General features: G+C 34.9%; 18 protein-coding genes and 1 pseudogene. 16 read left to right on the top strand and 3 right to left on the bottom strand.

What is annotated here, in order from left to right:
* The first annotated feature begins 24 nt into the window (after nucleotides 1-24).
* From BMW63_RS00280 to BMW63_RS00295, 4 genes and pseudogenes are all read left to right on the top strand, one after another.
* Nucleotides 25-714, top strand: coding sequence for an HAD family hydrolase (locus tag BMW63_RS00280; protein ID WP_074720081.1), 690 nt, complete (start codon nucleotides 25-27; stop codon nucleotides 712-714).
* Between the two features lie 223 nt (nucleotides 715-937).
* The gene (locus BMW63_RS00285; RefSeq protein WP_074720083.1) at nucleotides 938-2,212 is read left to right on the top strand and encodes an OmpA family protein; all 1,275 of its coding nucleotides are present in this window, start codon (nucleotides 938-940) and stop codon (nucleotides 2,210-2,212) included.
* Nucleotides 2,213-2,399: 187 nt separating this feature from the next.
* Nucleotides 2,400-2,771: pseudogene (locus BMW63_RS18585) on the top strand (CatA-like O-acetyltransferase); the annotation flags it as partial.
* Nucleotides 2,772-3,032: 261 nt separating this feature from the next.
* Nucleotides 3,033-3,545 carry a ferritin gene (locus BMW63_RS00295; protein ID WP_074720085.1) on the top strand — a complete coding sequence of 171 codons (513 nt, stop codon included), beginning with the start codon at nucleotides 3,033-3,035 and terminating at the stop codon, nucleotides 3,543-3,545.
* A 331-nt stretch (nucleotides 3,546-3,876) separates the two neighbouring features.
* On the opposite strand, the gene BMW63_RS00300 is transcribed toward BMW63_RS00295, so the two are convergent.
* Entirely contained in the window at nucleotides 3,877-4,209 is a 333-nt protein-coding gene (locus BMW63_RS00300; protein WP_074720087.1) for a single-stranded DNA-binding protein, read from the bottom strand.
* Nucleotides 4,210-4,426: 217 nt separating this feature from the next.
* Between BMW63_RS00300 and BMW63_RS00305 the strand changes: the two genes are divergently transcribed.
* From BMW63_RS00305 to BMW63_RS00325, 5 genes are all read left to right on the top strand, one after another.
* A complete protein-coding gene (locus BMW63_RS00305; protein WP_074720089.1) occupies nucleotides 4,427-5,953 on the top strand; it encodes a carbon-nitrogen hydrolase family protein in 1,527 nt (508 codons plus the stop codon).
* On the top strand, nucleotides 5,953-6,300 hold the full coding sequence (locus BMW63_RS00310; RefSeq protein ID WP_074720091.1) for a hypothetical protein: 348 nt from the start codon (nucleotides 5,953-5,955) through the stop codon (nucleotides 6,298-6,300). Before BMW63_RS00305 ends, BMW63_RS00310 begins: the two co-directional genes overlap by 1 nt.
* Before the next feature lie 97 nt (nucleotides 6,301-6,397).
* Nucleotides 6,398-8,866 (top strand): M28 family peptidase, encoded by a 2,469-nt coding sequence (locus BMW63_RS00315; protein ID WP_074720093.1) that lies wholly within the window; start codon nucleotides 6,398-6,400, stop codon nucleotides 8,864-8,866.
* A gap of 68 nt (nucleotides 8,867-8,934) precedes the next feature.
* Nucleotides 8,935-9,738, top strand: coding sequence for an NAD-dependent epimerase/dehydratase family protein (locus tag BMW63_RS00320; protein ID WP_074720095.1), 804 nt, complete (start codon nucleotides 8,935-8,937; stop codon nucleotides 9,736-9,738).
* Nucleotide 9,739: 1 nt separating this feature from the next.
* Nucleotides 9,740-10,684, top strand: a complete 945-nt coding sequence (locus tag BMW63_RS00325; RefSeq protein ID WP_074720097.1) for a DMT family transporter — start codon at nucleotides 9,740-9,742, stop codon at nucleotides 10,682-10,684.
* A 92-nt stretch (nucleotides 10,685-10,776) separates the two neighbouring features.
* Here the strand turns inward: BMW63_RS00325 and BMW63_RS00330 are convergent, their stop codons facing one another.
* A complete protein-coding gene (locus BMW63_RS00330) occupies nucleotides 10,777-12,807 on the bottom strand; it encodes a M13 family metallopeptidase (protein WP_175460246.1) in 2,031 nt (676 codons plus the stop codon).
* A gap of 217 nt (nucleotides 12,808-13,024) precedes the next feature.
* Nucleotides 13,025-15,088, bottom strand: coding sequence for a M13 family metallopeptidase (locus BMW63_RS00335; protein WP_074721097.1), 2,064 nt, complete (start codon nucleotides 15,086-15,088; stop codon nucleotides 13,025-13,027).
* A 136-nt stretch (nucleotides 15,089-15,224) separates the two neighbouring features.
* Here BMW63_RS00335 and BMW63_RS00340 point away from each other — a divergent pair, with 136 nt between their 5' ends.
* From BMW63_RS00340 to BMW63_RS00365, 7 genes are all read left to right on the top strand, one after another.
* Nucleotides 15,225-15,890, top strand: a complete 666-nt coding sequence (locus tag BMW63_RS00340) for an SCO family protein (RefSeq protein WP_074720101.1) — start codon at nucleotides 15,225-15,227, stop codon at nucleotides 15,888-15,890.
* Nucleotides 15,891-16,049: 159 nt separating this feature from the next.
* Nucleotides 16,050-16,289 (top strand): FeoA family protein, encoded by a 240-nt coding sequence (locus BMW63_RS00345; protein ID WP_074720103.1) that lies wholly within the window; start codon nucleotides 16,050-16,052, stop codon nucleotides 16,287-16,289.
* Complete coding sequence (gene feoB, locus BMW63_RS00350; protein ID WP_074720105.1) at nucleotides 16,289-18,388, top strand: ferrous iron transport protein B; 2,100 nt, start codon at nucleotides 16,289-16,291, stop codon at nucleotides 18,386-18,388. Before BMW63_RS00345 ends, feoB begins: the two co-directional genes overlap by 1 nt.
* A gap of 7 nt (nucleotides 18,389-18,395) precedes the next feature.
* Nucleotides 18,396-18,521, top strand: a complete 126-nt coding sequence (locus BMW63_RS17950) for a FeoB-associated Cys-rich membrane protein (protein ID WP_139174179.1) — start codon at nucleotides 18,396-18,398, stop codon at nucleotides 18,519-18,521.
* A gap of 643 nt (nucleotides 18,522-19,164) precedes the next feature.
* A complete protein-coding gene (locus BMW63_RS00355; protein ID WP_074720107.1) occupies nucleotides 19,165-21,846 on the top strand; it encodes a TonB-dependent receptor in 2,682 nt (893 codons plus the stop codon).
* A 256-nt stretch (nucleotides 21,847-22,102) separates the two neighbouring features.
* Nucleotides 22,103-22,624, top strand: a complete 522-nt coding sequence (locus BMW63_RS00360) for a YfiR family protein (protein WP_074720109.1) — start codon at nucleotides 22,103-22,105, stop codon at nucleotides 22,622-22,624.
* A 140-nt stretch (nucleotides 22,625-22,764) separates the two neighbouring features.
* Nucleotides 22,765-25,179 (top strand): PAS domain S-box protein, encoded by a 2,415-nt coding sequence (locus BMW63_RS00365; protein WP_074720111.1) that lies wholly within the window; start codon nucleotides 22,765-22,767, stop codon nucleotides 25,177-25,179.
* Nucleotides 25,180-25,195: the final 16 nt, after the last annotated feature.

Below are 25,195 nucleotides of genomic sequence, written 5' to 3' on the forward strand. Positions count from 1 at the left end.
CCTTCTTAGAACTAAAAAATTAACATGAAAAATATAAAAGTAATTGCATTTGATGCAGATGACACTCTATTCATCAATGAAACTTATTTTGCTGAAACAGAAGAAAAATTTTGTGCTTTAATGAGCGATTATCTCTCGCATCAAGGGATTTCAAAAGAACTCTTCAAGATCGAAATTGACAATTTAAAATTGTACGGTTATGGCATCAAAGGATATATTCTTTCGATGATTGAGGCAGCAATGAAAATTTCGAACAATACTATTCCCGTTGAAGTCATTGAGCGTATTATTCAATACGGAAAAGAACTAACTGAGAAACCTATCGTTTTATTAGAGGGTGTAGAGGAAACATTGGAAGCCTTGAACGGAAAATACAAATTAGTTGTAGCTACCAAAGGTGATTTACTTGACCAACGTAGAAAACTACATAATTCTGGTTTGGGCCATTATTTTCACCATATCGAAGTAATGTCTGATAAACAAGAAGTGGATTATTCTGATTTAGTCACACGTCTAGAAATTAAACCACAGGAATTTTTTATGATTGGTAATTCCCTTAAGTCTGACGTTTTACCAGTTTTGGCGATTGGTGGTCACGCCGCACATATTCCTTTTCATACGACTTGGGAGCACGAAAAAATTGATCACAAAATCGTGCATGAAAATTTTATGGCCTATGAAAAAATAACTGATGTCTTAAAACGACTACAATAAGAGTTCTTTTCCTACTAAAAAACTAATTTTAAATTTGCCATCTACCAACTCAATAATTGAAACAGCTACAAAAACCCTCTAAAAATGTAATGTATCACCTGTAAATATATGCTTTTCGCTATTTTTTACATAATTAACTTCAGTTTTTACATAATTTACTGTTTGAAAATTCTTATTAAACAAAATAGGCTACTTTTGTACCATATTTAATAAAAAGAATAAAATGAAAAAAGTAATACTTACGTTAGCACTTGCAACAGCATTTGCAACAGTATCAGCTCAAACTACATCAGCTGAAAAAGAGTCAGTAAAAAACATCAACCCTGAATTTAACCAATGGTCAGTTGAATTAGCTGGTGGTTTTAACAAACCTATGAGACCTTTAAGTGCAGGTGCAAGAACTGCAGTTGTAAGTCCTTATGTTGCTGATTTAGGAGTTAGATACATGTTTAACAACAAATTTGGTATTAAAGCTGACTTCGGTTACAATAGCTTTACAGAAGGTGATGATTCTCAAAGTTTTGACACTAAATATTACAGAGCAGATTTACAAGCTGTAGCTAACTTAGGAAGAATCATGAATTTCGAAACTTGGACTAACACACTTGGCTTATTAGGTCATGCTGGTTTTGGTTTAGGTTTTTCAGAAAAAACTGATGGTGCTTACGCTAAAGACAGAATGGGTAATTTCATGGCTGGTGTAACTGGTCAAATTAAATTATCTAACAGAATTGCTTTAACAGGAGATTTTACAACCATCCTTAACGCGAAACAAGATCTTGGTTTTGATGGTGTAAGTGTTCCTACTAAAAGAGGATTCGGTGGAGTTCTTTTTAATGGTACTGTAGGTTTAACAGTTTACTTAGGTAAAAATGAGAAACATGCTGACTGGGTAACTCTTGTAGACAAAGATGTAATAGTGTTAAAAGATAGAGTTGATACTCTTGAAACTATGTTGATTGATACTGATCAAGATGGTGTTGCTGATTATTTAGATCTAGAAAAAAACACAGTTTCTGGTGTTATGGTTGACTCTAAAGGTAGAGCTATTGATCTAAACACTAACAATGTTCCTGATGAATTAGAAAAATATTTGACAGCAAACTACGTTAACAAAAATGACAAGTCTGCTTCTTTACCTAATAACGAATTGATTAAAAACTTAATCAATGGTGGTTATGTAGCTACTTATTTTGATTTTGACAAATCAACTCCATCAAATGTTTCTACTACAGGTATTGATTTCGTATTAACTTACTTAAGAAACAATCCTACTGCTACAGTTGATATTATTGGTCATGCTGACGAATTAGGAAGATCTGAATACAATGATAAATTATCTAATACAAGAGCTGCTAATGTGAAAAACATTTTAGTAAACGCTAATATCGATGCTTCAAGATTGAATATAATCGCTGCTGGTGAAGACACTTCAGTTGAAAAAGATTCAGAAGGTGCTAGAAAACTAGTTAGAAAAGTTACTTTCAGAATAAAATAATTTATTCTTAGATTATCTAAAAGCCCTAAAAGGAATTCCTTTTAGGGCTTTTTTTTTGCCTCCCACTTTTTTGATTTCCCTCCCACAATACTATTAAAACAAAGATCACTAGACAAAATAAATTAAACAATAACTGTACTTCTGACGAAAACTTTAAGTTACGAAAACCTTCAAAACACTTTTAGATATTGAAAACGGGCCTAGAAAAGAGCATTTTCATTTTTTTAGAAAATTTGAAGAACCTTTTTTTGGAGCTACCGTAGAAATCGATTGTACCAAAGCATATGAAAAAGCCAAAGAATTAGATTCCTCTTTTTTTATATACTATTTACACAAAACTTTGATCGCTGTTAATCAATTGGAATCATTTCGCTAAAGGATTGATGACAACCAAATTTACATTTACGGTCCAGTAGATGGCTCAGCGACAATTGGACGTGAAGATGGTAGTGTTGGTTTTTCACTTATCGAATACAATACAGATTTCGATATTTTCAAAACAACTGCTTTAGCAGAGATTAAACGCGTTCAAAATACTTCTGGTCTTTTTACTCGCCCTTTTGATACTGATAATGTAATTCATTTCTCTGCAATTCCGTGGTTGAATTTTACTTCACTTTGCCATGCAAGATGTTATACTTTTCCAGACAGTTGCCCAAAAATTTCTTTTGGTAAAATGATGATCGATGACAGCGGAAAAAGAACAATGTCCATGGCATAATGGATGGTATGCATCTGAGTCAGTTTGTAGATTATTTTCAAGGCATTATGAATCTATAGTAGTGTCTTTTTTTTGTAACTTTACAATAAACACTATGTTATGCTATCTAAGACTATCGAATCCGCACTAAACAATCAGGTTCTTATTGAAGCTGATTCTTCTCAAATTTATCTTTCCATGGCCTCTTGGGCCGAAACTCATGGTTTGGAAGGGATTTCTATGTTTATGTATGCACAATCAGACGAGGAACGTATGCACATGCTTAAAATGATGAAATTCATAAACGAACGTGGTGGTCACGCCCGAGTTTCTGAATTAAAAGCACCGAAAGCAAGTCATGGAACTTTCAAAGAAATGTTTCAAGAGCTCTATGACCACGAAGTTTTCGTTTCTAATTCAATAAATGAACTGGTGCACAAAGCACTTACTGAAAAAGATTATGCGACACACAACTTTTTGCAATGGTATGTTGCTGAGCAAGTCGAAGAAGAATCACAAGCAAAAGTTATTTTAGACAAAATAAAACTCATCGGCGATGATAAAGGCGGACTGTATTTGTTTGATAGAGATATGCAGCAAATGGCTTCTAACAGCGGTACATCCACTAAATAAATGCACCTTAGATACAGTGATATAATAAAAACAAACTGTCAGTATCTTGGTTTAAATTCTTTACAAATTGGGAAAGAAGGATAAAAAGAAAGAAAAGAAAAAGGAAGAAAAAAAGCTCCTTAAAATTGGAAAGTCTGACAAAGGCTTGAAGTCAAGCTGTTGTGAAAAATATAAAAAAGGAGAAGACAAAAGATGCAAACGTTGTCCGCGATTTGATTTACCTAATGACTAACTAAGACAACGAAAAGTTTTAACATTGCACACTAAATAAAAGTCCCGGCATGCGTTTTTTATAAACGTATGCCGGGACTTCTTATTAATCCACATAAGGTTACTTTCCTAATAAAAGTACCTCAGTGACAACTACTTCCGTAACATAGCGTTTTTCGCCGTTTTTGTCATCATAGCTTCTGTGTGTTAACTTCCCTTCTATCGCAATTTCTTTACCCTTAGTAACAAATTTTTCAATGATATCAGCCGTTTTCCCCCAGGCAATTAAACGATGCCATTGTGTTTCTTCTACTTTTTCTCCTTTGTCATTTTTGTAGCTCTCATTAGTAGCTAATGTAAAATTGGCTAGTTTCTTTCCTCCATCAAAAGTTTTGATTTCTGGGTCGTTTCCTAGATGTCCGATCAACTGTACTTTGTTTCTTAATGCATTCATGGCGTGTAAAATTTAATTGTTTTAATCTGAACTCATTTCAGATTTTTTTTGTGGTTTATAATATTGAAATCCTTGTTGTTTGATTTCGACATTGCAAAGATTATACGATTAGCAAAATTTATTCGGTTAGTATTCAATTACTTTCGGTTGTAAATATTTGTAAACGTTTCCAAACGGATAATATATTTCTTATCTTGCCAAAAATTAAAAACAATTTATGCCTGCAACTATTAAATCAATTGAGTTACGTAACCTACAAATTGAAGACTATAAAGAACTAAAAAAATCCATGATTCAATCTTATCCAGAAATGGCCGAATCATTTTGGAAAGAAGATCAAATCGAACTGTTATTACAAAAATTCCCCGAAGGACAACTGGTAATCGTAGTAGATGGAATCGTAGTTGGTTCAGCCCTATCCTTATTAGTTACAGAAGATTTCGCTTTTAAAACACGTTCTTATAAAGCCATTACTGGTAATTTCTCGTTTTCCACCCACAATCCTGAAGGAGAAGTTCTATATGGAATTGATGTTTTTATTAATCCTCAATACCGTGGACTTCGATTGGGTCGCCGTTTATATGACGTTAGAAAAGAATTATGCGAGCAATTAAATCTTAAATCCATCATCTTTGCGGGAAGAATTCCCAATTACGGAAAATTTAAAGATGAAATTACTCCTAAAATCTATATTGAAAAAGTAAAGAAAAAAGAAATTTACGATCCTGTTTTATCGTTTCAGTTAAGCAATGATTTCCATGAACTTCGTGTTCTTAAAAATTATTTAGAAGGCGATACAGAATCCTTAGAATATGCTGTTTTATTAGAATGGAATAATATTTACTATGATGATAGTCCAAAATTAATTAATACTACAAAAAGTGTAGTACGACTAGGGTTAATTCAATGGCAAATGCGTTCATTATCTGATTTAGATGCTCTTTTTGACCAAGCCGAATTTTTTATTGACACTGTTTCTGGTTACGGAAGTGATTTTGCTTTGTTTCCAGAATTTTTTACCGCCCCATTAATGGCGGATTTTAATCATCTATCTGAAGCAGAAGCGATCAGAGAATTGGCAAAACATACCGAAGCAGTTAAATTAAAATTTCAGGAATTTGCCATTTCCTATAACATCAATATCATCACGGGAAGTATGCCTTTTATCGAAAACGAACACGTATACAACGTAGGTTTTCTTTGCAAACGCGATGGTACAAACGAAATGTACCGTAAAATTCACATTACACCTAACGAAGTTTTTCATTGGGGAATTACAGGCGGAGACACTATACAGACCTTTGATACCGATTGTGGAAAAGTAGGGATTGTAATCTGTTACGACGTAGAGTTTCCAGAGCTTTCTCGTCTGATGGCAGACCAAGGCATGAATATTTTATTCGTTCCTTTCTTAACCGATACTCAAAATGGATACACTCGTGTGAAACATTGTGCTCAAGCCAGAGCAATTGAAAACGAATGTTATGTGGCTATTGCTGGTTGTGTTGGGAATTTACCAAAAGTAAACAATATGGACATTCAGTATGCACAAGCAGCTGTTTATACCCCTTCTGATTTTGCGTTTCCAAGTAATGGAATTAAAGCAGAAGCAACTCCTAATACTGAAATGACTTTAATTGTAGATGTTGATATTAATTTACTCAAAGAATTACACGAACACGGAAGTGTAAACACGATGAAAGACAGAAGGCACGATTTATACAGTTTGAAAAAAATAAAATGATGAAAAATTGCTTAGAATGCGATGAGAAAATTGTGGGTCGTGAGGACAAAAAGTTCTGTAGCGATGGTTGTCGCAATGCCTATAACAACAAAATCAACAAGGACAGTAATAATTACATGCGCAACATCAATAACAAGTTGCGCAAGAATTATCGCATTCTATTAGAACTTAATCCCGAAGGAAAATCAAAAACAACCCGAGCTAAACTCTTTAGTAAGGGTTTTGATTTTGATTTTTTTACCAATATTTTAAATACTAAAACAGGAAATACCTACTATTTCCTATATGACCAAGGCTATATGTTACTAGATAACGACTATTATATGCTAGTTAAAAAAGATATTTAATACCACAACCCCCAAATCCTCAAATATGAAAAAAAGTCTTTCCTCACTTTTTGCAGTTGTTTTTATTTCAGTCATTATAGCAATCCTTTTCCTAACCATGATGCCACAGTGGACCTCAGATGACACTGTACCATTTTCTGAATTTTCAACTGAAAGGGCATTAGAAAAGATAAAAGCCATTTCGAAAGAACCACACTATGTTGGCTCTCAAAATCACGACCAGGTTGCTAATTATCTACAAAAAGAACTACAAAATTTAGGCCTTCAAACTTCTATCCAGGAAGGATATACTTTGACAGAATGGGGAAATTTAGTGAAGTCAAAAAATATTTTGGCTCGAATAAATGGGAGTTCTACTAATTCTAAGGCGCTACTATTACTTTCTCATTACGACAGCGCACCACATTCCTACTCTCATGGTGCAAGCGATGCCGGTTCTGGAGTAGCAACAATATTAGAAAGCGTTCGTGCCTTTTTGTACAGTAAAAAGCCCCATAAAAATGATATTATTATTCTGTTTTCAGATGCAGAAGAATTAGGATTAAACGGAGCGGCGCTTTTTGTGACCCAACACAACTGGGTAAAAGAGGTCGGACTAGCACTCAATTTTGAAGCCCGCGGTACTTCTGGCCCAAGTTACATGTTAATGGAAACAAATGGTGGAAATGCGGGAATGGTCAAAGAATTTGCCAAAGCAAATTCAACTTTTCCTGTATCAAATTCATTAATGTACAGTATTTATAAAATGCTACCTAATGATACTGACTTAACCGTTTTTAGAGAACAAAAGAATATTCAAGGGTATAATTTTGCTTTTATTGACGACCATTATAATTACCATACAGCCCAAGATGACATCAAGCATCTAAACAAAAATACCTTAGCCCATCAGGGAACCTATTTAATGCCTTTGTTAAGTTATTTTTCGAATGCTGATTTGAACACCACAAAATCCACTGAGGATTATGTCTATTTCACCATCCCTTTTACGTTTATAAGTTATTCTTTTAGCTGGGTTTTACCAATGGTCATTCTAGCATTTGTACTCTTTCTATTTTTAGTTTTCATCGGAATTGGTAAAAAAATATTAATCGTTCAGTCCATGTTGAGAGGATTTATTCCGATTATAGGCTCCCTAATTTTTACCGGACTAATTACTTTTCTTGGTTGGAAAGGATTACTACAAATCTACCCGCAGTATAATGATCTGTTAAATGGATTTACCTATAATGGACATGCCTATATTTCTGCGTTTGTTTTACTGGCGCTAGCAACAACCCTATTTATCTATAAACTTTTCTCCTCTAAAAAAGTAGCTGTAAATCATTATGTAGCTCCTTTATTAATTTGGTTAATTCTGAATGGGCTATTGGCAATTTACTTAAAAGGCGCTGGGTTTCTAATTATTCCCGTTTATTTCGGACTATTTCTTTTTGGTTACTACATCATCACGCAAAAGAGCAATAAAACACTAAATCTTATTTTCAGCATTCCTGCATTACTACTATTAGTTCCATTTATTCAAATGTTCCCCATAGGATTAGGGCTCAAAGTATTGTTTGGAAGTGCCATTCTTACTGTTTTGACATTTGGATTATTGTTACCTACTTTTGGTAGCTTCGCCAAAAAAGGACAGTGGTCTCTCCTATTTTTAATGATCTCCATTGGATTTTTTGCGAAAGCACATTACGAATCCGGTTATGAAGTAGGAAAGGCAAAATCAAATAGTTTGTTGTACATCTACAATGCCGATACCGATAAGGCCAGTTGGGCGACTTATGATGTTAATCTTGATTCTTGGACCAAAGAATACTTGGGGAAAAACCCGAAACCCGCTACAGCTTTGAATCAAACCCCCATGTTCAGCAAATACAATTCTGGTTTTACTTATGCTGCCGAGGCTCCAAAAATAGCACTTCAAAAACCCACTGTCGAATTCTTAAAAGATAGTACTGCCGGAAACAAAAGGTATTTTAAACTCCGAATCTCTCCCAACCGATCAGTAAGCCGTTATGATATTTTTGCTAATGAAAAAATGGAATTCTTTAATTTAAGAGCAAATGGCGCCACTCATATCAACCAAAAAGGAACCCGATTTAACCGAAAAGGAAAGAAACTACTGAGTTATTATGTAGTGGAAAATGCGCCTTTAGAAATAGAGTTCAACATCGATACAGCATCTATTTTTGATATGGAATTGATGGAAAGCTCCTTTGACTTAATGAGAAACCCATTATTTTCGATTACAAAAAGAGCTTCCTGGATGATGCCAACTCCTTTTGTCTTAACAGACGCTGTAGTTATCAAACAAATAATAAAACCAAGTTTGGCTAGTAGTAAAGAGACTTCAGCAATTGCAATTTCTCAATCAACAATCAATGAAACTGTACCGCAAAGCGCAAAGGCTGTTGCGAAACCAATCAAGCCAATTGTTCAAGAAAAATCAAAAAGAAAAATAATAAAACCCGCTTCAAAAATAATTGCAGCACCCATTACCATTCCGATTTCTAAACCGGTCAAAAAAGAAAGATTAATAATTGCGAATGATACTACCAAAGTCAGATAATTTTACTGAAATTTGTACTATCACAGATTGTGATGCTATTTAAATTTCTTTAAAAATAGATTGTCAAAATGAAAAACATCAGTGTTTTGGGTTGTGGTTGGCTAGGATTCCCCTTGGCGAAAGCGATATTAGAAAAAGGGGGCCTTGTAAATGGCTCGACGACTTCTACAGATAAGGTTTCTAAATTAGAAAAGGCAGGAATTAATCCTTTCCTAATCGCACTTGAAACCGATGGTATTATTGGTGAGATCGAAGATTTCTTGAAAGACAGCTTTACTTTGATTATTGATATTCCGCCCAAATTAAGAGGAACTAACAAAGAGAATTTTGTTGATAAAATCGAAGCTTTAATTCCTTTTGTCGAAAAATCAACAATTGAAAATGTCCTTTTTATAAGTTCAACCTCAGTTTACGGGGACGATAATGATCCAGTAACCGAAGAAACTCCATTAAAACCTGATTCTGAAGGCGGAAAACAATTAGCGATAGCAGAAGGTCTTTTACGTAGCAACCATCATTTTAAAACCACCGTACTTCGTTTTGGAGGTTTGATTGGCGAAGATAGAAATCCAATTAAATTTTTAGCAGGTCGGGAGAATCTTGACAACCCTGATTCTCCCATTAATCTAATCCATCAAGCAGACTGCATTGGCATTATTCTTAAAATTATTGAAAAGAATTCTTGGGGAGAAACCTATAATGCGGCCTCTCCATCGCATCCTTCTCGAGAAGTATATTACACCCAAAAAGCATTGGAATTAAATGTAGCCCCGCCTAAATTCAATCACGACGAACCCTCAGTGGGAAAAATAATTTTAGCAGATAAATTAATACGTAACCTCGACTATACCTTTACCATAACAAATTTATAAAGTGAGAACTAAAATAAAAGCTGCTTTTTCGACCAGAATAAATGCTATCGGATTGCCAATACTAGCGTTATGTTTTGTAAGTTTCTTTTGGGGAACTACTTGGATCGCTTCAAAAGAGGGAGTTAAGCACATGCCAGCATTACAACTAGCGGCAATCAGACAATTTATTGGAGGAATACTGTATGTTGCGTTTTTTTTGTACAAAAAAGAGGCTTGGCCTAAAGGAAAACAGTGGAAAACAATCGTCATTTTAAGCGTTCTTAATTTTGCATTGAGCAACGGACTCAGTACTTGGGGCGTAAAATACATCAGTAGTGGTTTAGGCGCGATTATAAATGCCGTTTTCCCAATATGGATTGTTATTATTAGCTTTTTCAGGGGTGAAAAATTAGCAAGACTAGCCATTTTTGGACTAATGATCAGCTTTGGTGGCGTTTGCGTTATTTTCTATGAGCATCTGACTGATTTCCTGCAACCTGATTTTAGATTCGGGATTCTTCTTTCCTTAACCGCTACGATCAGTTGGGCTTTTGGAAGTTTATATACTAAGAAAAAAGCCGCTACTTTTAATCCTTATTTTAGCCTAGGATTGCAAATGTTAATTTCAAGTCTAATGCTTTTTGCCGTCACAGGCGCAACTGGAACTGGAGTTAATATCCTATCAATTCCGGCAATTTCTTGGTGGTCGATTGCTTACTTAGTCATTATTGGCTCTGTATTAACTTTTATTGCGTTCATCTACATGCTCCAAAAACTACCAGCGGAAATAAATAGTATTTACGCCTATATCAACCCAATTGTCGCAGTACTATTAGGCGCTTTAATTTTTGGAGAATCACTTACAATGGCAATTGCAATAGGAGGTGGAATCACGATTTTTGGTTTGTATATGGTAAATCATTCGATTAGAAAAACCCGTCGATTGGCTGCGGCAAGTATAAAATAATAATTAATTTTTGGCTTTCGCCAAAGTGATATAAAACAAAAAATCCCAAGCGTTAACTTGGGATTTCTTTTTATATAAACTGTACGACCTATTTACCAGATTTTAACTCTTTTTTCTGGAGCGATGTACATACCGTCATTTGCTTGAATATCGAAGGCCTGATAAAAGGTGTCTACATTTTGCAAAGGCACATACGCACGGTACATCCCTGGAGAATGCGGATCTGTTTTTACCTGATTTTTAATTGCTTCATCACGTGCTTTAGATCTCCAGATTGTAGCCCATGACAAAAAGAAACGTTGCTCTGGCGTATAGCCATCAATCAAGCCGGGGTTTCCATTTTCTTTTAAATACAATTGCAAACCATCATAAGCTGCGTTTATACCTCCTAAATCACCAATATTTTCTCCAAGGGTAAATTTACCATCAACGAAAGTTCCTGGTAATGGCTCAAGCGCACTGTACTGATTAGCCAAAGCTGTAGTTAAGGCCGAAAATTGTTTAGAGTCTTCTGCAGTCCACCAGTCCACTAAATTCCCATCGGCATTGTATCGTGATCCTGAATCATCAAATCCATGAGAAATTTCATGACCGATTACTCCTCCTATTCCACCGTAGTTTACCGCTTCATCCGCTTGGTAATTGTAAAATGGTGGTTGCAAAATCGCTGCAGGAAATACAATTTCATTATACGACGGGTTGTAGTATGCATTCACTGTTTGTGGAGACATTCCCCATCTGGTTTTATCAACTGGTTTAGTTAAGTCGGATAAATCTTCCTCAAAACTCCATTTAGCCATGTTTTTTGCATTGTCAAAATAAGTCCCTCCTTCTTCCGGGCTCTTAATTAATAAAGCTGAATAATCTTTCCATTTGTCAGGATATCCAATTTTAATTTTTGACTTATGTAATTTTTCAACTGCGCTTACTTTGGTTTCCGGAGCCATCCAAGCTAGATTATTGATTCGGTTTTCAAAAGCGACAAAGATGTTTTTTATCATTTTCTCCGCTTTTGCTTTGGCCTCAGCCGGAAACATTTTCTCTACATATAATTTACCTAAAGCTTCTCCAATTCTTCCATTGATTACTTGCAAGGCGCGTTCCTCTCTTGGTCTTTGTTTTACCGCGCCTGTTAATGCTTTTCCGTAAAACTCAAAATTGGCATCTTCAATTGTAGTTGATAACTGACTTGAAGCTCTGTTTAATAACGACCAACGCATATACGCTTTCCAGTCGTTCACTTTGTTTTCTTTCAAAATAGACTCAAAAGCAGTCATGTATTTAGGCTGCGAAACGATTAATGAATCCACGTTTTTCAATCCTATTTTTGTAAAGTAGCTATTCCAGTTGATCGACGGAGTTAATTTTTGCAAATCAGCCACCGTCATCGGGTTATACGATTTTCTTCTGTCCCTTCTTTCTACGCGGTCAAATCTAGGTTTTGACATTTCGATTTCAAGAGCTAAAATCTGTTCAGCATGTACTTTAGCTTCGGCTGGTTTTTCACCAAAGAACCCAAGCATTTTAGCCACGTGAAGCACGTATTTTTCTCTTTTTTCTTTTGAATCAGCATCTTCAGAAACATAATAATCACGATCTGGCAAACCTACTCCTCCAGGCCCCACACTGATTACATTTCTATTACTGTTTTTAGCATCGGCACCAATGTTAGCGCCAAAAAAACCAATCCCTCCGTAGGGTTCCATTTCGATTAATAAGTCTTCTAAATCCTTGGTATTTTTAACCGCATCAATTTTTTTTAAGTACGGTTTCAATGGTGTAATCCCTAATTTGTTACGACCAAGAGTATCTAGAATCGTTTTGTACAAATTGATCGCCTTCCCTTGGTCCGTATCTGATTTGTATTTTGGATTTGTCGCTGCCTCTTTTAATATTGCCAACGCATCTGCGTCTGTCTTTTGTCTTAGCTCATCAAAACTTCCCCAACGCGTTCTGTCAGAAGGTATGTCTGTATTGTCTAACCAGGTTCCGTTTACATAACGGAAAAAGTTATTACTAGGTTTCACCGTCTTGTCCATATAATTGACATTAATCCCCGGTTCTTTTGCAGTTGCAGCTGTTTGTGCCTGTGTAACTGTAAGTCCAAAAAGTGCAGGAATCACAAAAAGAAGCGACCTATTGCTGTTTTTTTCATTTTTATAGTTGATTAGTTAATTTATGCTGTTTATTGCTATAATTAAATAGTAAATAAAATTATTCATAAATATATAAAAGTAATTTTCAACTGTCTAATTTTTAACAATTGTTAGCTTAAAATTTCACAATTAAAAAAAATCCTAAGCTTGCACTTAGGATTTTTAAAATTACACTTTTATTAATTTACCAGATTTTCACTCGTTTCTCAGGTTCGATATACATACCGTCGCCTTTTTTAATATCAAATGCCTGATAAAAAGCATCAACATTTTGAGCCGGCACATACGCACGGTACATTCCCGGAGAATGTGGATCCGTTTTCACTTGGCTTTTAATTGCTTCATCGCGTGATTTGGTTCTCCAAACCGTGGTCCATGAAATGAAGAAACGCTGTTCAGGAGTAAATCCGTCTATGAGTCCCGGATTTTTATTTTCTTTCAAATACAATTGTAAACCATCATAAGCAGCATTTATACCTCCTAGGTCTCCAATGTTTTCTCCAAGAGTAAATTTACCGTCTACATGAACTCCTGGAAGCGGTTCTAATGCGCTGTATTGATCTGCGAGTGCGGTTCCCATCGCCGTAAATCGCGTTAAATCTTGAGCCGTCCACCAGTCAATTAAGTTTCCTTCTGCATTATAACGTGCCCCTGAATCATCAAAACCATGAGAGATTTCATGACCAATTACAGCTCCTATTCCACCATAATTAACGGCTTCATCAGCTTGGTAGTTGTAGAAAGGCGCTTGTAAAATCGCTGCTGGAAACACAATTTCATTATACGAAGGATTGTAATAGGCATTTACCGTTTGTGGAGACATATACCATTCTGTTTTATCAACGGCTTTATCCAACTTGTCAATATCTTTTTGGAAATTCCAACGCGAAATACTTTTCATGTTCTCAAAATAACTTCCACCAGTAGCAATACTTTTAATCTCTAATTGCGAATAATCTTTCCACTTGTCTGGGTATCCAATTTTGATGGTAATCTTATTCAATTTCTCAATCGCTTTCACTTTTGTCTCTGCAGACATCCAAGTTAAATTGCTGATGCGGTTTTGATACGCTAAAATGATGTTATGGATCATTTTCTCTGCTTTTTCTTTTGCTTCAGCAGGAAACATCTTTTCCACATACAATTTCCCTAAAGCCTCACCAATAGTTCCGTTAACTGTTTGCAATGCTCTTTCTTCACGAGCTCTTTGTTTGATTGCCCCAGTTAATGTCTTTCCATAAAAATCAAAATTAGCGGCATCAATGGTACTGCTTAACAAACTACTTGAACCATTTAATAAAGTCCATTTCATATATTCTTTCCATGCCGAAACTTTATTTTCGGTAAGAATCGTTTGCAACGCTTTCATGTATTTAGGCTGCGATACGACTACCGTATCTAACTTTGCAAAACCAATACCAGTGAAATAGTCGCTCCAGTTAATTGCCGGCGTCATTTTCTGTAATTCGGCAATAGTCATCGGGTTGTACTGTAATCTTCCGTCTCTGCGTTCTACTCTGTCCAAACGTGGATTTGACATTTCGATCTCCAAAGCTAAAATCTGACTAGCACTTACTTTAGCCTGAGTAGGAGTTTCTCCAATAAACTGTAGCATTCTAGCAATATGTTGCTCGTACTTCTCTCTTTTTTCTTTGGTATCTTTTTCTTCTGAAGAATAATAATCTTTATCAGCCAAACCTAGTCTTCCAACTCCAAGATTTAAAGAGTTTTTAGCACTATTTTTATCATCGGCTCCAACTCCAACTCCAAAAAACCCAACTCCTCCAATAGGTTCCATTTCAATTAGCAACTTTTGCAAGTCCTGAATGTTTTTTACTTTGTCAATTTTTGCCAAATAGGGAGCTAACGGCTTAATGCCTTGTTTGTCTCTAGCAACAGTATCTAAAATCGAATTGAAAAGATTAATAGCTTTTCCTTGATCAGTCTCCGATTTATAAATTGGATTTTTTGACGCATCTTTCAAAATTGTCAATGCATCTTTATCGGTTTTTTTTAGTAATTCATTAAAACTTCCCCAAGAAGTTCTATCACTTGGAATTTCGGTTTTGTCAAGCCAAGTTCCATTTACGAACCTAAAAAAATTATCTGCGGGTTTTACCGTATTATCAAAGAACGAAACATTGATACCCGGTTCCTTACTTGAAGTAACAGTTTGAGCTTGAGTCTCTGCAAATCCTATTATTGTAGGAATCACTAAAAGAAGCCCCTTATTCAGTTTTATTTTCATTTTTACAATTAATTTGGTTAGTGTCACAAAGCTATTGATAAAAAATATACCAATTTCAAAACACTTGTTAAAATTACAATGGCATAAATTCGCGGTAAAAAGCGCACTTTTTTGTACTTTTGCAAAAATTATTTTTATGAAATCTATTTTTAAGAAATACCGAATATTTATTGGTGTTTTCATAATCTTCTCCACTATCACGCTCTACTTGTTTTACGTAGCCCTGAAACCTACTAAAACCCTGCCTATATACAATCCATCAGATGTTAATCCGGAACTTGTGGATAGTACCGTACAATATATTAGTAAATACCACACCATTGCTGATTTTTCTTTTGTCAACCAAAACGGAAAAACCATTACTCAAAAAGATTACGAAGGCAAGATATATGTAGCCGACTTTTTCTTTACGACTTGTGGTTCTATTTGCCCGAAAATGACCGCTAATTTATTTGAAGTCCAAAAAGCAATTATCAATAACCCAAAAGTAATGCTGCTTTCTCATACCGTATTTCCCGAAGTTGACAGCGTAGCTGTTCTAAAAGCATATGCCATTAAATATGGTGTTGACGATAAAAAATGGAATCTCGTTACTGGCGATAAAAAAGAGATTTATACCATGGCTAGAAAATCGTATCTGGCTGTCAAATTAGGAAAACCAAGCGAGCTATACGACATGGTACATACCGAAAACTTTGTGTTAGTAGATGCTAAAAAAAGAGTTCGTGGTTTTTATGATGGCACCAAAAAAGAAGACATCGAAAAATTAATAACCGACATTAATTTTTTAAGCAACGAGTAATCTGCCTAAACAAAACAAATGTTCACTATTTCGACACCAACCATTTAGTACTTTTTTTTATTCTTAATTTATTCAACAGACGTTATAAAAGTGATAATTATCATTTATTTTAGTATTATAATATGTACTTTTGCAATATTAATTCAATCTAAATAAGACTTGCGAACAACGATAAATTCACTCAAAAAAGGGGATAAAGCCATTATCAAGGATTTTGATATTGACATCATTCCATTAAAGCTACTCGAAATGGGCTGCTTGCCTGGAAATACGGTTGAATTGCTTCAAATCGCACCTTTTGGCGACCCTTTGTATTTAAACATTAATGGTTCCCATTTGGCTATTCGAGTGGAAACAGCCAAAGAGATTGAAGTTGAACTAATCAAAATCAAGTTTTAATGATCAATCAGAATATTAACATTGCCTTAATAGGTAACCCAAATACAGGAAAAACTTCGGTTTTTAATCAACTTACTGGTCTCAATCAACAAGTGGGGAATTATCCGGGAATCACTGTTGAGAAAAAAATAGGTTTTTGCAAATTACCTAATAATGTTAAAGGTAACATCTTGGATTTACCTGGAACTTACAGTCTGAATGCCAGTTCGATTGATGAAAATGTTGTTATTGAATTATTGCTGAATAAAAACGATAAATTATATCCAGATGTTGCCATCGTAGTTACAGATGTAGAAAATCTAAAACGTAATTTACTGTTATTCACCCAAATAAAAGATTTAGAAATCCCAACTATTTTAGTCATTAACATGGCTGATAGAATGGAATACAAAGGGATTACTTTAAACATACCCTATTTAGAAGAGCATCTAAAAACAAAAATTGCGCTGATCAGCTCCCGAAAAGGTTTTGGTATTGATGAATTAAAAAATTTGATCGTTACCTACAAAACTATTACAACCGAACCTTGCCTAAATGCTTCCAGTATAGACCCAGAATACTTCAATAGTCTTCGAAAAGCATTTCCTAATCAATTGTTATATAAATTGTGGCTGGTAATAACCCAAGACGTAAATTTCTTGAATTTAGAACGAAAAGAGATTCAAGGTTCTTTTACTAAATCGCATTCCGATTTAAAACGATTGCAACAAAAAGAAACCATCAAGCGCTATCAATTTATCAATGATGTCTTAAAAGAAGGTTTAAAAGTAGACGCAACAATTGCCAAAGATTTTCGTAGCAAACTCGATCGCGTATTGACTCATAAAGTTTGGGGATATGTAATTTTCTTCGTCATTTTATTTGTAATATTTCAGTCTATTTTCGAATGGTCTAAAGTCCCTATGGATTTTATAGACAGTACTTTTGCTTCGTTAAGCGCATTAGCCAATAGCGAGCTACCAGCCGGTGTTTTAACTAATTTGGTATCGCAGGGAATTATTCCAGGCATCGGAGGAATACTGATTTTTATTCCGCAAATCGCCTTCCTATTTCTATTTATTTCCATTTTAGAAGAAAGTGGTTATATGAGCAGAGTCGTATTCTTAATGGATAAAATTATGCGAAATTTTGGTTTATCAGGGAAAAGCGTAGTTCCATTAATTTCTGGAACGGCCTGCGCTATTCCGGCTATTATGGCCACCCGAAATATCGAAAACTGGAAAGAACGATTAATAACGATTCTGGTAACTCCATTTACAACCTGTTCTGCCAGATTACCCGTTTATGCTATTATTATAGGGCTGGTGATTCCCGACACTTATGTACTGGGAATTTTTAATCTTCAAGGATTAACATTGATGCTATTGTATCTTATTGGTTTCGGAACGGCTATTCTATCAGCTTACATTCTTAATATAGTCCTGAAAATAAAATGTAAAACTTTCTTTGTGGTAGAAATGCCAAACTATAAACTACCTATGTTTAAAAACGTAGCGCTTAATGTTGTTGAAAAAACAAAAGCATTCGTTTTTGGTGCTGGAAAAATAATTTTAGCAATATCAATCGTTCTGTGGTTTATGGCTTCATATGGCCCTGGGAAAAACTTCAAAAATGCCGAAGCAATTCAACTTTTAAAAACGGAAAACGTTGGCTTATCGCAAGATGAACTTAGTAATAAAGTGGCAGCATACAAACTAGAAAATTCTTATATCGGAATCATGGGAAAAAGTATTGAACCCGCCATTTCTCCTTTAGGATATGACTGGAAAATTGGGATTGCGATCATTAGCTCCTTTGCTGCGAGAGAGGTTTTCGTAGGTACATTGGCCACTATTTACAGTGTGGGAAGTACTGGAAATGATGACACGATCAAAAACAAAATGGCTGCAGAAGTCAATCCCGTAACTGGCAAGAAAATATTCAATTTTGCTTCAGGAATATCTTTACTGTTATTCTACGCTTTCGCGTTGCAATGTGCCAGTACAATCGCTATAACGAGAAAAGAAACCAATTCCTGGAAATGGCCTTTGGGACAACTTATTTTCATGAGTTCGTTTGCTTACATTGTAGCCTTAATTGCTTATCAAATTTTAAAATAAAACCGATATGTTTCAAGAAATTTTTGCTTTCGTAGCACTCGGAGTTGCCGTTGTTTTTTTACTTAAAAAATTCTTCTTTAAAAAGAAAAAAACCGATAAAAGTTGCGGTAAAGACGATTGTGGATGCCACTAAAATTAAAAAAAATAAAGACTTAAAAACATTGGGGTTTAGAAAAGAGAACTTCTCATACAACTACCTGATTTCAATATCTCTAAACCCACAAATCCAAAGTAATTAAAGATTTATTCGTTTAAATTTTTATCAAAATTTTAATGTTATAATTTAGAACGATAAATTTTAAATAACTAAATTTACTTAGTAAAAAATACGAAACACATACTCGTTATCAGTCGTTTACAACTATTAAAAAAATAATTTTAAACGAATGCTTTATTAAGAAAAGTATTTGGCTAATAACTTAAATATGTTTTGGCTTCCCACCTACAAAAGCCAATGAAAGCGTAGCATCAGTATATATTGACAATCGAACTCTTAATTTGCGTTCTATTCATTACAAAATATAAGGTCTAAACATTACCCAAATCTATACGTCCCACTAGTATTATTGCCAATCAATGTTGGCTGATAAAAAATCGTATTAAGTAATTTAAAAACTACAAAAATGGAAAACAAGATAACTATCCATCCGATTTCTTAATCACTCTTCCTTTCCCTCATTGTACTAAAGGCTGTCTTAATTGGTTAAATGGGTACTTCTTTCAATTAGTGTGTTGCACTTGATTTCAATTCGAACAAGAACCAATATAAACTTATTATGAAAAATTTCACCTTGCTATTATTGCTACTAAATATCACATTTCTTTTTGCACAAAAAGAAATTTCTGGCTACGTTTTCGATAACGCTGCCACACCTTTGGCAGGCGTTAACGTAATACAAAAAGGAACAAGTAACAATGTTTCTACTGACATTAACGGAGCGTACCAGATTACTGTTGATGAGGGAGCCATTTTAATTTTTAGCTATATTAGGTTTTCCAAACAAGAATTTGATACTAAAGAGTCTATATTAAACGTTTTTCTAACCGAAGAAGGCGGATCGGGAATCAATGAAGTGGTAGTTACCGGAACCAGAAGTGCCCCCAGAAGCAATACGACAGCGGCATTGCCAATTGATGTCATCTCTGCAAAAGAACTGACATCAACCGGACAAACTACTTTTGACAAAGCTTTGCAATACCGAATCCCTTCTTTTAATACGGCTCAAACACCTGTAAATGACGCTACTTCTTTACTTGATCCCTACGAAATCAGAAATATGGGTCCTAGCAGAACCCTAATTCTAATCAGTGGTAAACGAAAAAACTTAAGTTCTCTACTCTATGTTCAAACCTCACCCGGAAGAGGTGAAACCGGTGCTGATCTATCAGCAATCCCATTAGATGCTATTGAGAGAGTAGAAATTTTACGGGATGGTGCATCGGCACAATATGGCTCTGATGCTATAGCGGGTGTAATAAATATTATTCTAAAAAAAAGAACTAATGATGGAGGAATAACATTTCGAACAGGAATAACGGCTGAAGGAGACGGTGAACAGATAGGCGTAAGTTTGAATAATGGCTCCGCAATTGGCAATAAAGGTTTTGTCAATTACACCCTAGATTTTTCGAAGGTGAACTTAGCTAATAGACCTGGTAAAGTAGATCACGAAGGAGAGTTTGCCGACAACGGCGGCACGATACAAGGCCTTAACACTTTAAACGATATCAACTCGTTTCTCACAAAATATCCAGATGCCAAAAACATAAACGGCGCTCCAGAAACAGCAGCTGCAAAATTCTTAGTAAATGGCGGGATTAATCTGTCTGACGAAACACAGCTGTATTATAATGCTGCTTATGTGTACAAAAAAGTAAATTCCTTTGCTAACTACAGAACACCATACTGGAGCTATGGTAACGGAATAACTTCAAATAACCTCCCCTACTTATATGATTTCTTTGGTGATGGAACAGCAGTGTCGTACCGAGGGTATCATCCGACCTTTATAGGTGATATGAACGATTATAACGCCACCCTCGGATATAAGTCAGTAATAAATGGATGGAACACCGATGCGAGTATAACAGTTGGTGGTAATTCCCAAAATTACACCGTTAATAACTCTCATAATAGATCAACTACAAAAGACGCTAACGGAATTAATGTATATCAGGAGAAGAGCCCAATATTTTTTAAACCCGGCGGTGCTTCATTCAGCCATATTGTTGGTAACTTAGACATTTCCAAAGTTTTATCTGACAAAATAAGCATTGGTTTCGGTTCTGAAATCAGAACCGAAACTTTTGAAGTTATCGAAGGCGACAAAGCCTCTTGGGAAGGATTTGGTGCCGACTCTTTTTCCGGTAACAGACCCGAAGATTCAGGCAAATGGAATCGTTATAATTTGGGAGGATACTTCGACTTGGCCTATGATTTCAGTCCAAATTTTTTAGTAAACGGAACAATTCGTTATGAAGACTATAGTGATTTTGGGGCAGCGACGGTATGGAAATTAAGCTCAAGATATAAGTTTCTGGAGGACAAAATCAACATCCGAGGCTCCGTTTCCACTGGATTTAGAGCACCAACCATGCATCAAATTTACAGTCAAAAATCACAATACTCATTCGTTCCTGGGCAAGGGGTACAAATTAGCGGATTAGTTAATAATATTTCTGTACAGGCACGTGTTTTAGGCATCCCCAAACTAGATGCTGAAAAATCAACCAATATCACACTAGGCATAGGCGCAAAACCATACGAAAAATTCAATTTAACGCTAGATTATTATAACATCAAAGTGGAAGACCGCATCATCTTAGGAGATAAAGTGGGTACTTCATTTGGTTCCGTTTCTTGGTTTGAAAATTCCTTCGATTCCAGAACATCAGGTTTGGATATCGTCATGAACTACGGTGCCGTCGTTTTAGGAACTGGAGAAATGCAACTCAATTTGTCTGGGAACATCACATTAGAAAATAAAAGAATTTCTCCAGTTAAAAGCGATAATTTCGGAGCGACATTTAACGCTCTAATGTTTACATCAAGACCCGATACCAAATGGCTTTTAGGAATAAATTATAAAATTAAGAAATTTGACCTCTGCCTTAACAACACCTATTTTGGAAAAACGACATATAAACAAGCCGGTCTTGATTCAAATTTAAGAACGGAGTTCATTCCGAAAATTGTCACTGACTTAGGAGTTAATTACTTCGCAACAAACAAGTTAACAATCGGTATTAATGTAAACAATGCCCTTAATGTACTCCCAGAATGGAAGTTCAAGGCTGAAAACGCAACCGGAACTGCCATTCTCAATGATCCTGATTTACTAAAATCACAAAATAATTTAGTTACATTCAATGGCCGTTATTCACAAATGACGTATGAAGGATATCACTTTAGTCAACTGGGAACTTTATTTAATTTATCGCTCAACTATAAATTCTGATGCAATAATTTAGAATCTACTTTTAAAAGTAAAAAATGAATTAAATCTATCTCAAAATACTAATATTCAACATATTAAATGATTAAATTTACTTAGACTAAAAAGATATCTGAACTTTAAAACAGGACTTTATCGTTTTGTTTACTAACTATTAATCTTGAATCTATAAGTCTTCAAATACAAATCCGGAATATAATGAAAAACAGTATATAAACTATATCTACTATAATGCTCAAAATTTTTAAGAATAAAACATATGGCACTTAAAAGCAAGTTGTTACTATTTGGAATAATGCTAATACTATTGGGCACAAATCCTTTAGCTGCCCAACAGCTTACTGGAGGAAAGGATTATGACCTAAAAGCTGATTTCCTAATTCGTTTTGTCGATTACGTCTATTGGAAAAACTATCCTAAAAACAAGCCTTTTAAAATCGCTATTCTTGAAGAAAGCCCAATAAACGCATCCTTACATGTTGTTAAAAACAGAAAAAAAATTGAAGTCAGCCAATATAAAAATTTGAAGGACATTGGTTTTTGTAATATTTTATTTGTTCCCTTTGACTGCTCCATACCAATTGAAACAGTGCTTTCTAATTTTTCTGGCAAACCCGTACTTATAGTAACAGAACGCAACGGTTATGGGAAAAAAGGAGCGCATATGAACTTTGTCGTGGTGGAAAATAAATTAAAATTTGAAGTAAACCTTAAGGCAATAAACAAGGTCGGAATTGGAATAAGTTCCTTCTTGTTACAACATGCAATTATAGTAGAATAATTAATTTTTCCAGTACAATAAAGAATGAATAGAAAAAAAGAAGACACACTTGAACGTAGCAGTTATTTTATTAAGTATTGATAAACAACAGTTAAATGATGAATTTACGTAATATTTCCATTAAAAATAAGCTCGTGCTTATGCAGGTATTTACCTCTGCATTTGTACTAGGTCTTTGTATTACTGCTTTTGTACTAATCGACATTAAAGGTTTTAAAGATCGAAAAGCAATTAGTTCAACCGCTATTGCAAAGGTCTTAGGTTTCAATAGTATATCTGCCATAGAATTTCAAGATAATGCTGCTGCCAATAAAATCCTCTCTGAATTAACAGTGCAAAAAGACCTTTTAAACGCAACCATATTTGATGAAAAAGGAGCCATTTTTGCCTCCTATACGAAAGCAGGTTCGGCTGCTGGTTATCCGTTCCCTACCGCAACAGAAAACCAGAAAAATTTCAACTATACAAATGAAAATCTATTCGTCTATAACAAAATAAAAAAAGACAATAAAACCATTGGGTTAGTCGCTATTCGATTTGAACTTTCAGAATTGAATAAAATAAAAATGGATATTTTGCATCTGGGGATTGTACTATTAGTCGTAGGAATCGGACTCGCTTTTTTGATCGCTATGATAATCAAAAAATACATTTCGAAACCACTTCTAAACTTGGTGAAAACCATACAAACGATAAAGGATACTGCCGATTATAAAATACGAATGATTGTAGAAGGCAAAGATGAAATTAGCATCCTTTCTACAGGGCTTAACGATATGCTGTCAACCATTGAAAAAAGAGATAACGAAGTCGCTGTTTCAAAGGAACAATTGTACAAGCAAAATACACTTTTACAATCTGTTATACAAAACATGGGTGACGGCTTAATTGTGGTTGATGAAAACAGTAAATTTATTATTTGGAATACTGCCAGTGAAAGAATAATTGGAATGGGGCCAATGGATATTCCACAAGATCGATGGGCTGCAACCTACGGCTTCTTTCTACCCGATACAAAAGTGGTTTTTGATATTAATGAACTTCCGTTAGTAAAAGCCCTGAATGGTGAGGAAGTGGATAATGTAGAAATATTTATCCAAAATTATAAAAATCCTGAAGGAATATTTGTGGTTGCAACTGCCAGACCGTTACAGCATTCGTCCGGTGAGATAACTGGCGGAGTACTTGTTATTCATGATATTACGGAACGAAAAGTTTCAGAAAATGAAATACGAAAACTAAATGAAGAACTGGAACATAAAGTAGCGGAACGTACCGCACAATTAGCCGAAGCAATTGAAACACTACGTTCAAGCGAAGAAAAATACCGTGAAATAGTGGAAGATGTCAGCGATGTTGTCCACACTTCTAACTACAAAGGGTTTTTCACTTACATCAATCCCGCCTGTAAAAAACTCACTGGATACTCTCAAAATGAAATAATAGGAAAACATCTTATAGATTTTGTTTCTCCAGAGTGGAAAGACCGTGTGACTGAATTCTATTTTAATCAATTTAAAAACAAAATTGACGCAACACTATTTTCATTTCCTATTATTACAAAATCTGGGGAACAAAAATGGATTGAACAAACTTCCATGCAACTAAGGGAAGGCAATAAAATAACTGGGTACAAATCAATTATGCGAGATATTACAGAGAGGAAAGAGGCTGAACAAAAAATAAAAGAAAGCGAAAGTCAATTGCAAACCATATTTAATGAAGCTCCAGATGCTTTAATAGTAATAAATGAAGAAGGAGAAATCATTAGATGGAACCCAAAGGCCGAACAAATATTTGGATGGTCATCAATCGAGGTTTTGGGAAAATCAATGGTTGCATTGATTATGCCAGAAAAACACAAAGAAAATCTCGCTAATGGTTTGCAAAATTTTCTAAAAACTGGCGAGGCCACTATTATTAATAAAACTATGGAAATTACTGCGTTAAACAATAAAAACCTTGAGTTTGATATTGAGTTAACAGTATCTCCTGCCACTGTCTTAGGTAAATATATCTTCATTGCTTTTATTACAGATATTTCGTTAAGTAAAAAGCTAGAAAACGAAAAAATAGAAGCAGATCGACTAGTGCGTCTCAATGAACTTAAGTTAAAATTAATTCTAGAAAATATTGGTGAAGGCATTATCGTCACTGACACTCAAAAAAGAATTGTGTTATCGAATCATATGGCAGAGGAGATTATCGGGGTCAGCCAAGAAGAAGGGGCCTCAACCACTCTAGATTGGGCAACTAAGTACGACCTATTTTATCCTGACGCTAAAACAGTTTTTCCTATACAAAACCTCCCGTTAGAAAAAGCATTAAGAGGAGAGTCAACTGCTGATGTAGAAGTAATTATTGAAAACCAAGAAACAAAAAACAAAAAAAGGGTCATCATCAGTGGCCGACCAATAATAGACGAAAACAATTATGTTATAGCCGCTGTGGCGAATATAAAAGACGTCACCCACTATAAAGAACTAGAGAACGCGCTAGAGGAAAGCGTTGAAAAATACCGAAAACTAATTGGCTTCAAAAGTGACAATAAGTAAAATATCCCATCATACT

It is taken from the genome of Flavobacterium frigoris (assembly GCF_900111075.1).
GTDB lineage: Bacteria > Bacteroidota > Bacteroidia > Flavobacteriales > Flavobacteriaceae > Flavobacterium > Flavobacterium frigoris.

What these genes read in the sequence shown, in the direction of transcription:
- BMW63_RS00320 (WP_074720095.1), top strand. Translation starts at nt 8,935, where the DNA reads ATGAAAAACATCAGTGTTTTGGGTTGTGGTTGGCTAGGATTCCCCTTG.
- BMW63_RS00360 (WP_074720109.1), top strand. Translation starts at nt 22,103, where the DNA reads ATGGCACTTAAAAGCAAGTTGTTACTATTTGGAATAATGCTAATACTA.
- BMW63_RS17950 (WP_139174179.1), top strand. Translation starts at nt 18,396, where the DNA reads ATGTTTCAAGAAATTTTTGCTTTCGTAGCACTCGGAGTTGCCGTTGTT.
- BMW63_RS00335 (WP_074721097.1), bottom strand. Translation starts at nt 15,088, where the DNA reads ATGAAAATAAAACTGAATAAGGGGCTTCTTTTAGTGATTCCTACAATA.
- BMW63_RS00285 (WP_074720083.1), top strand. Translation starts at nt 938, where the DNA reads ATGAAAAAAGTAATACTTACGTTAGCACTTGCAACAGCATTTGCAACA.
- BMW63_RS00300 (WP_074720087.1), bottom strand. Translation starts at nt 4,209, where the DNA reads ATGAATGCATTAAGAAACAAAGTACAGTTGATCGGACATCTAGGAAAC.
- BMW63_RS00305 (WP_074720089.1), top strand. Translation starts at nt 4,427, where the DNA reads ATGCCTGCAACTATTAAATCAATTGAGTTACGTAACCTACAAATTGAA.
- BMW63_RS00295 (WP_074720085.1), top strand. Translation starts at nt 3,033, where the DNA reads ATGCTATCTAAGACTATCGAATCCGCACTAAACAATCAGGTTCTTATT.
- BMW63_RS00365 (WP_074720111.1), top strand. Translation starts at nt 22,765, where the DNA reads ATGCAGGTATTTACCTCTGCATTTGTACTAGGTCTTTGTATTACTGCT.
- BMW63_RS00340 (WP_074720101.1), top strand. Translation starts at nt 15,225, where the DNA reads ATGAAATCTATTTTTAAGAAATACCGAATATTTATTGGTGTTTTCATA.
- feoB (WP_074720105.1), top strand. Translation starts at nt 16,289, where the DNA reads ATGATCAATCAGAATATTAACATTGCCTTAATAGGTAACCCAAATACA.
- BMW63_RS00310 (WP_074720091.1), top strand. Translation starts at nt 5,953, where the DNA reads ATGAAAAATTGCTTAGAATGCGATGAGAAAATTGTGGGTCGTGAGGAC.
- BMW63_RS00280 (WP_074720081.1), top strand. Translation starts at nt 25, where the DNA reads ATGAAAAATATAAAAGTAATTGCATTTGATGCAGATGACACTCTATTC.
- BMW63_RS00355 (WP_074720107.1), top strand. Translation starts at nt 19,165, where the DNA reads ATGAAAAATTTCACCTTGCTATTATTGCTACTAAATATCACATTTCTT.
- BMW63_RS00315 (WP_074720093.1), top strand. Translation starts at nt 6,398, where the DNA reads ATGATGCCACAGTGGACCTCAGATGACACTGTACCATTTTCTGAATTT.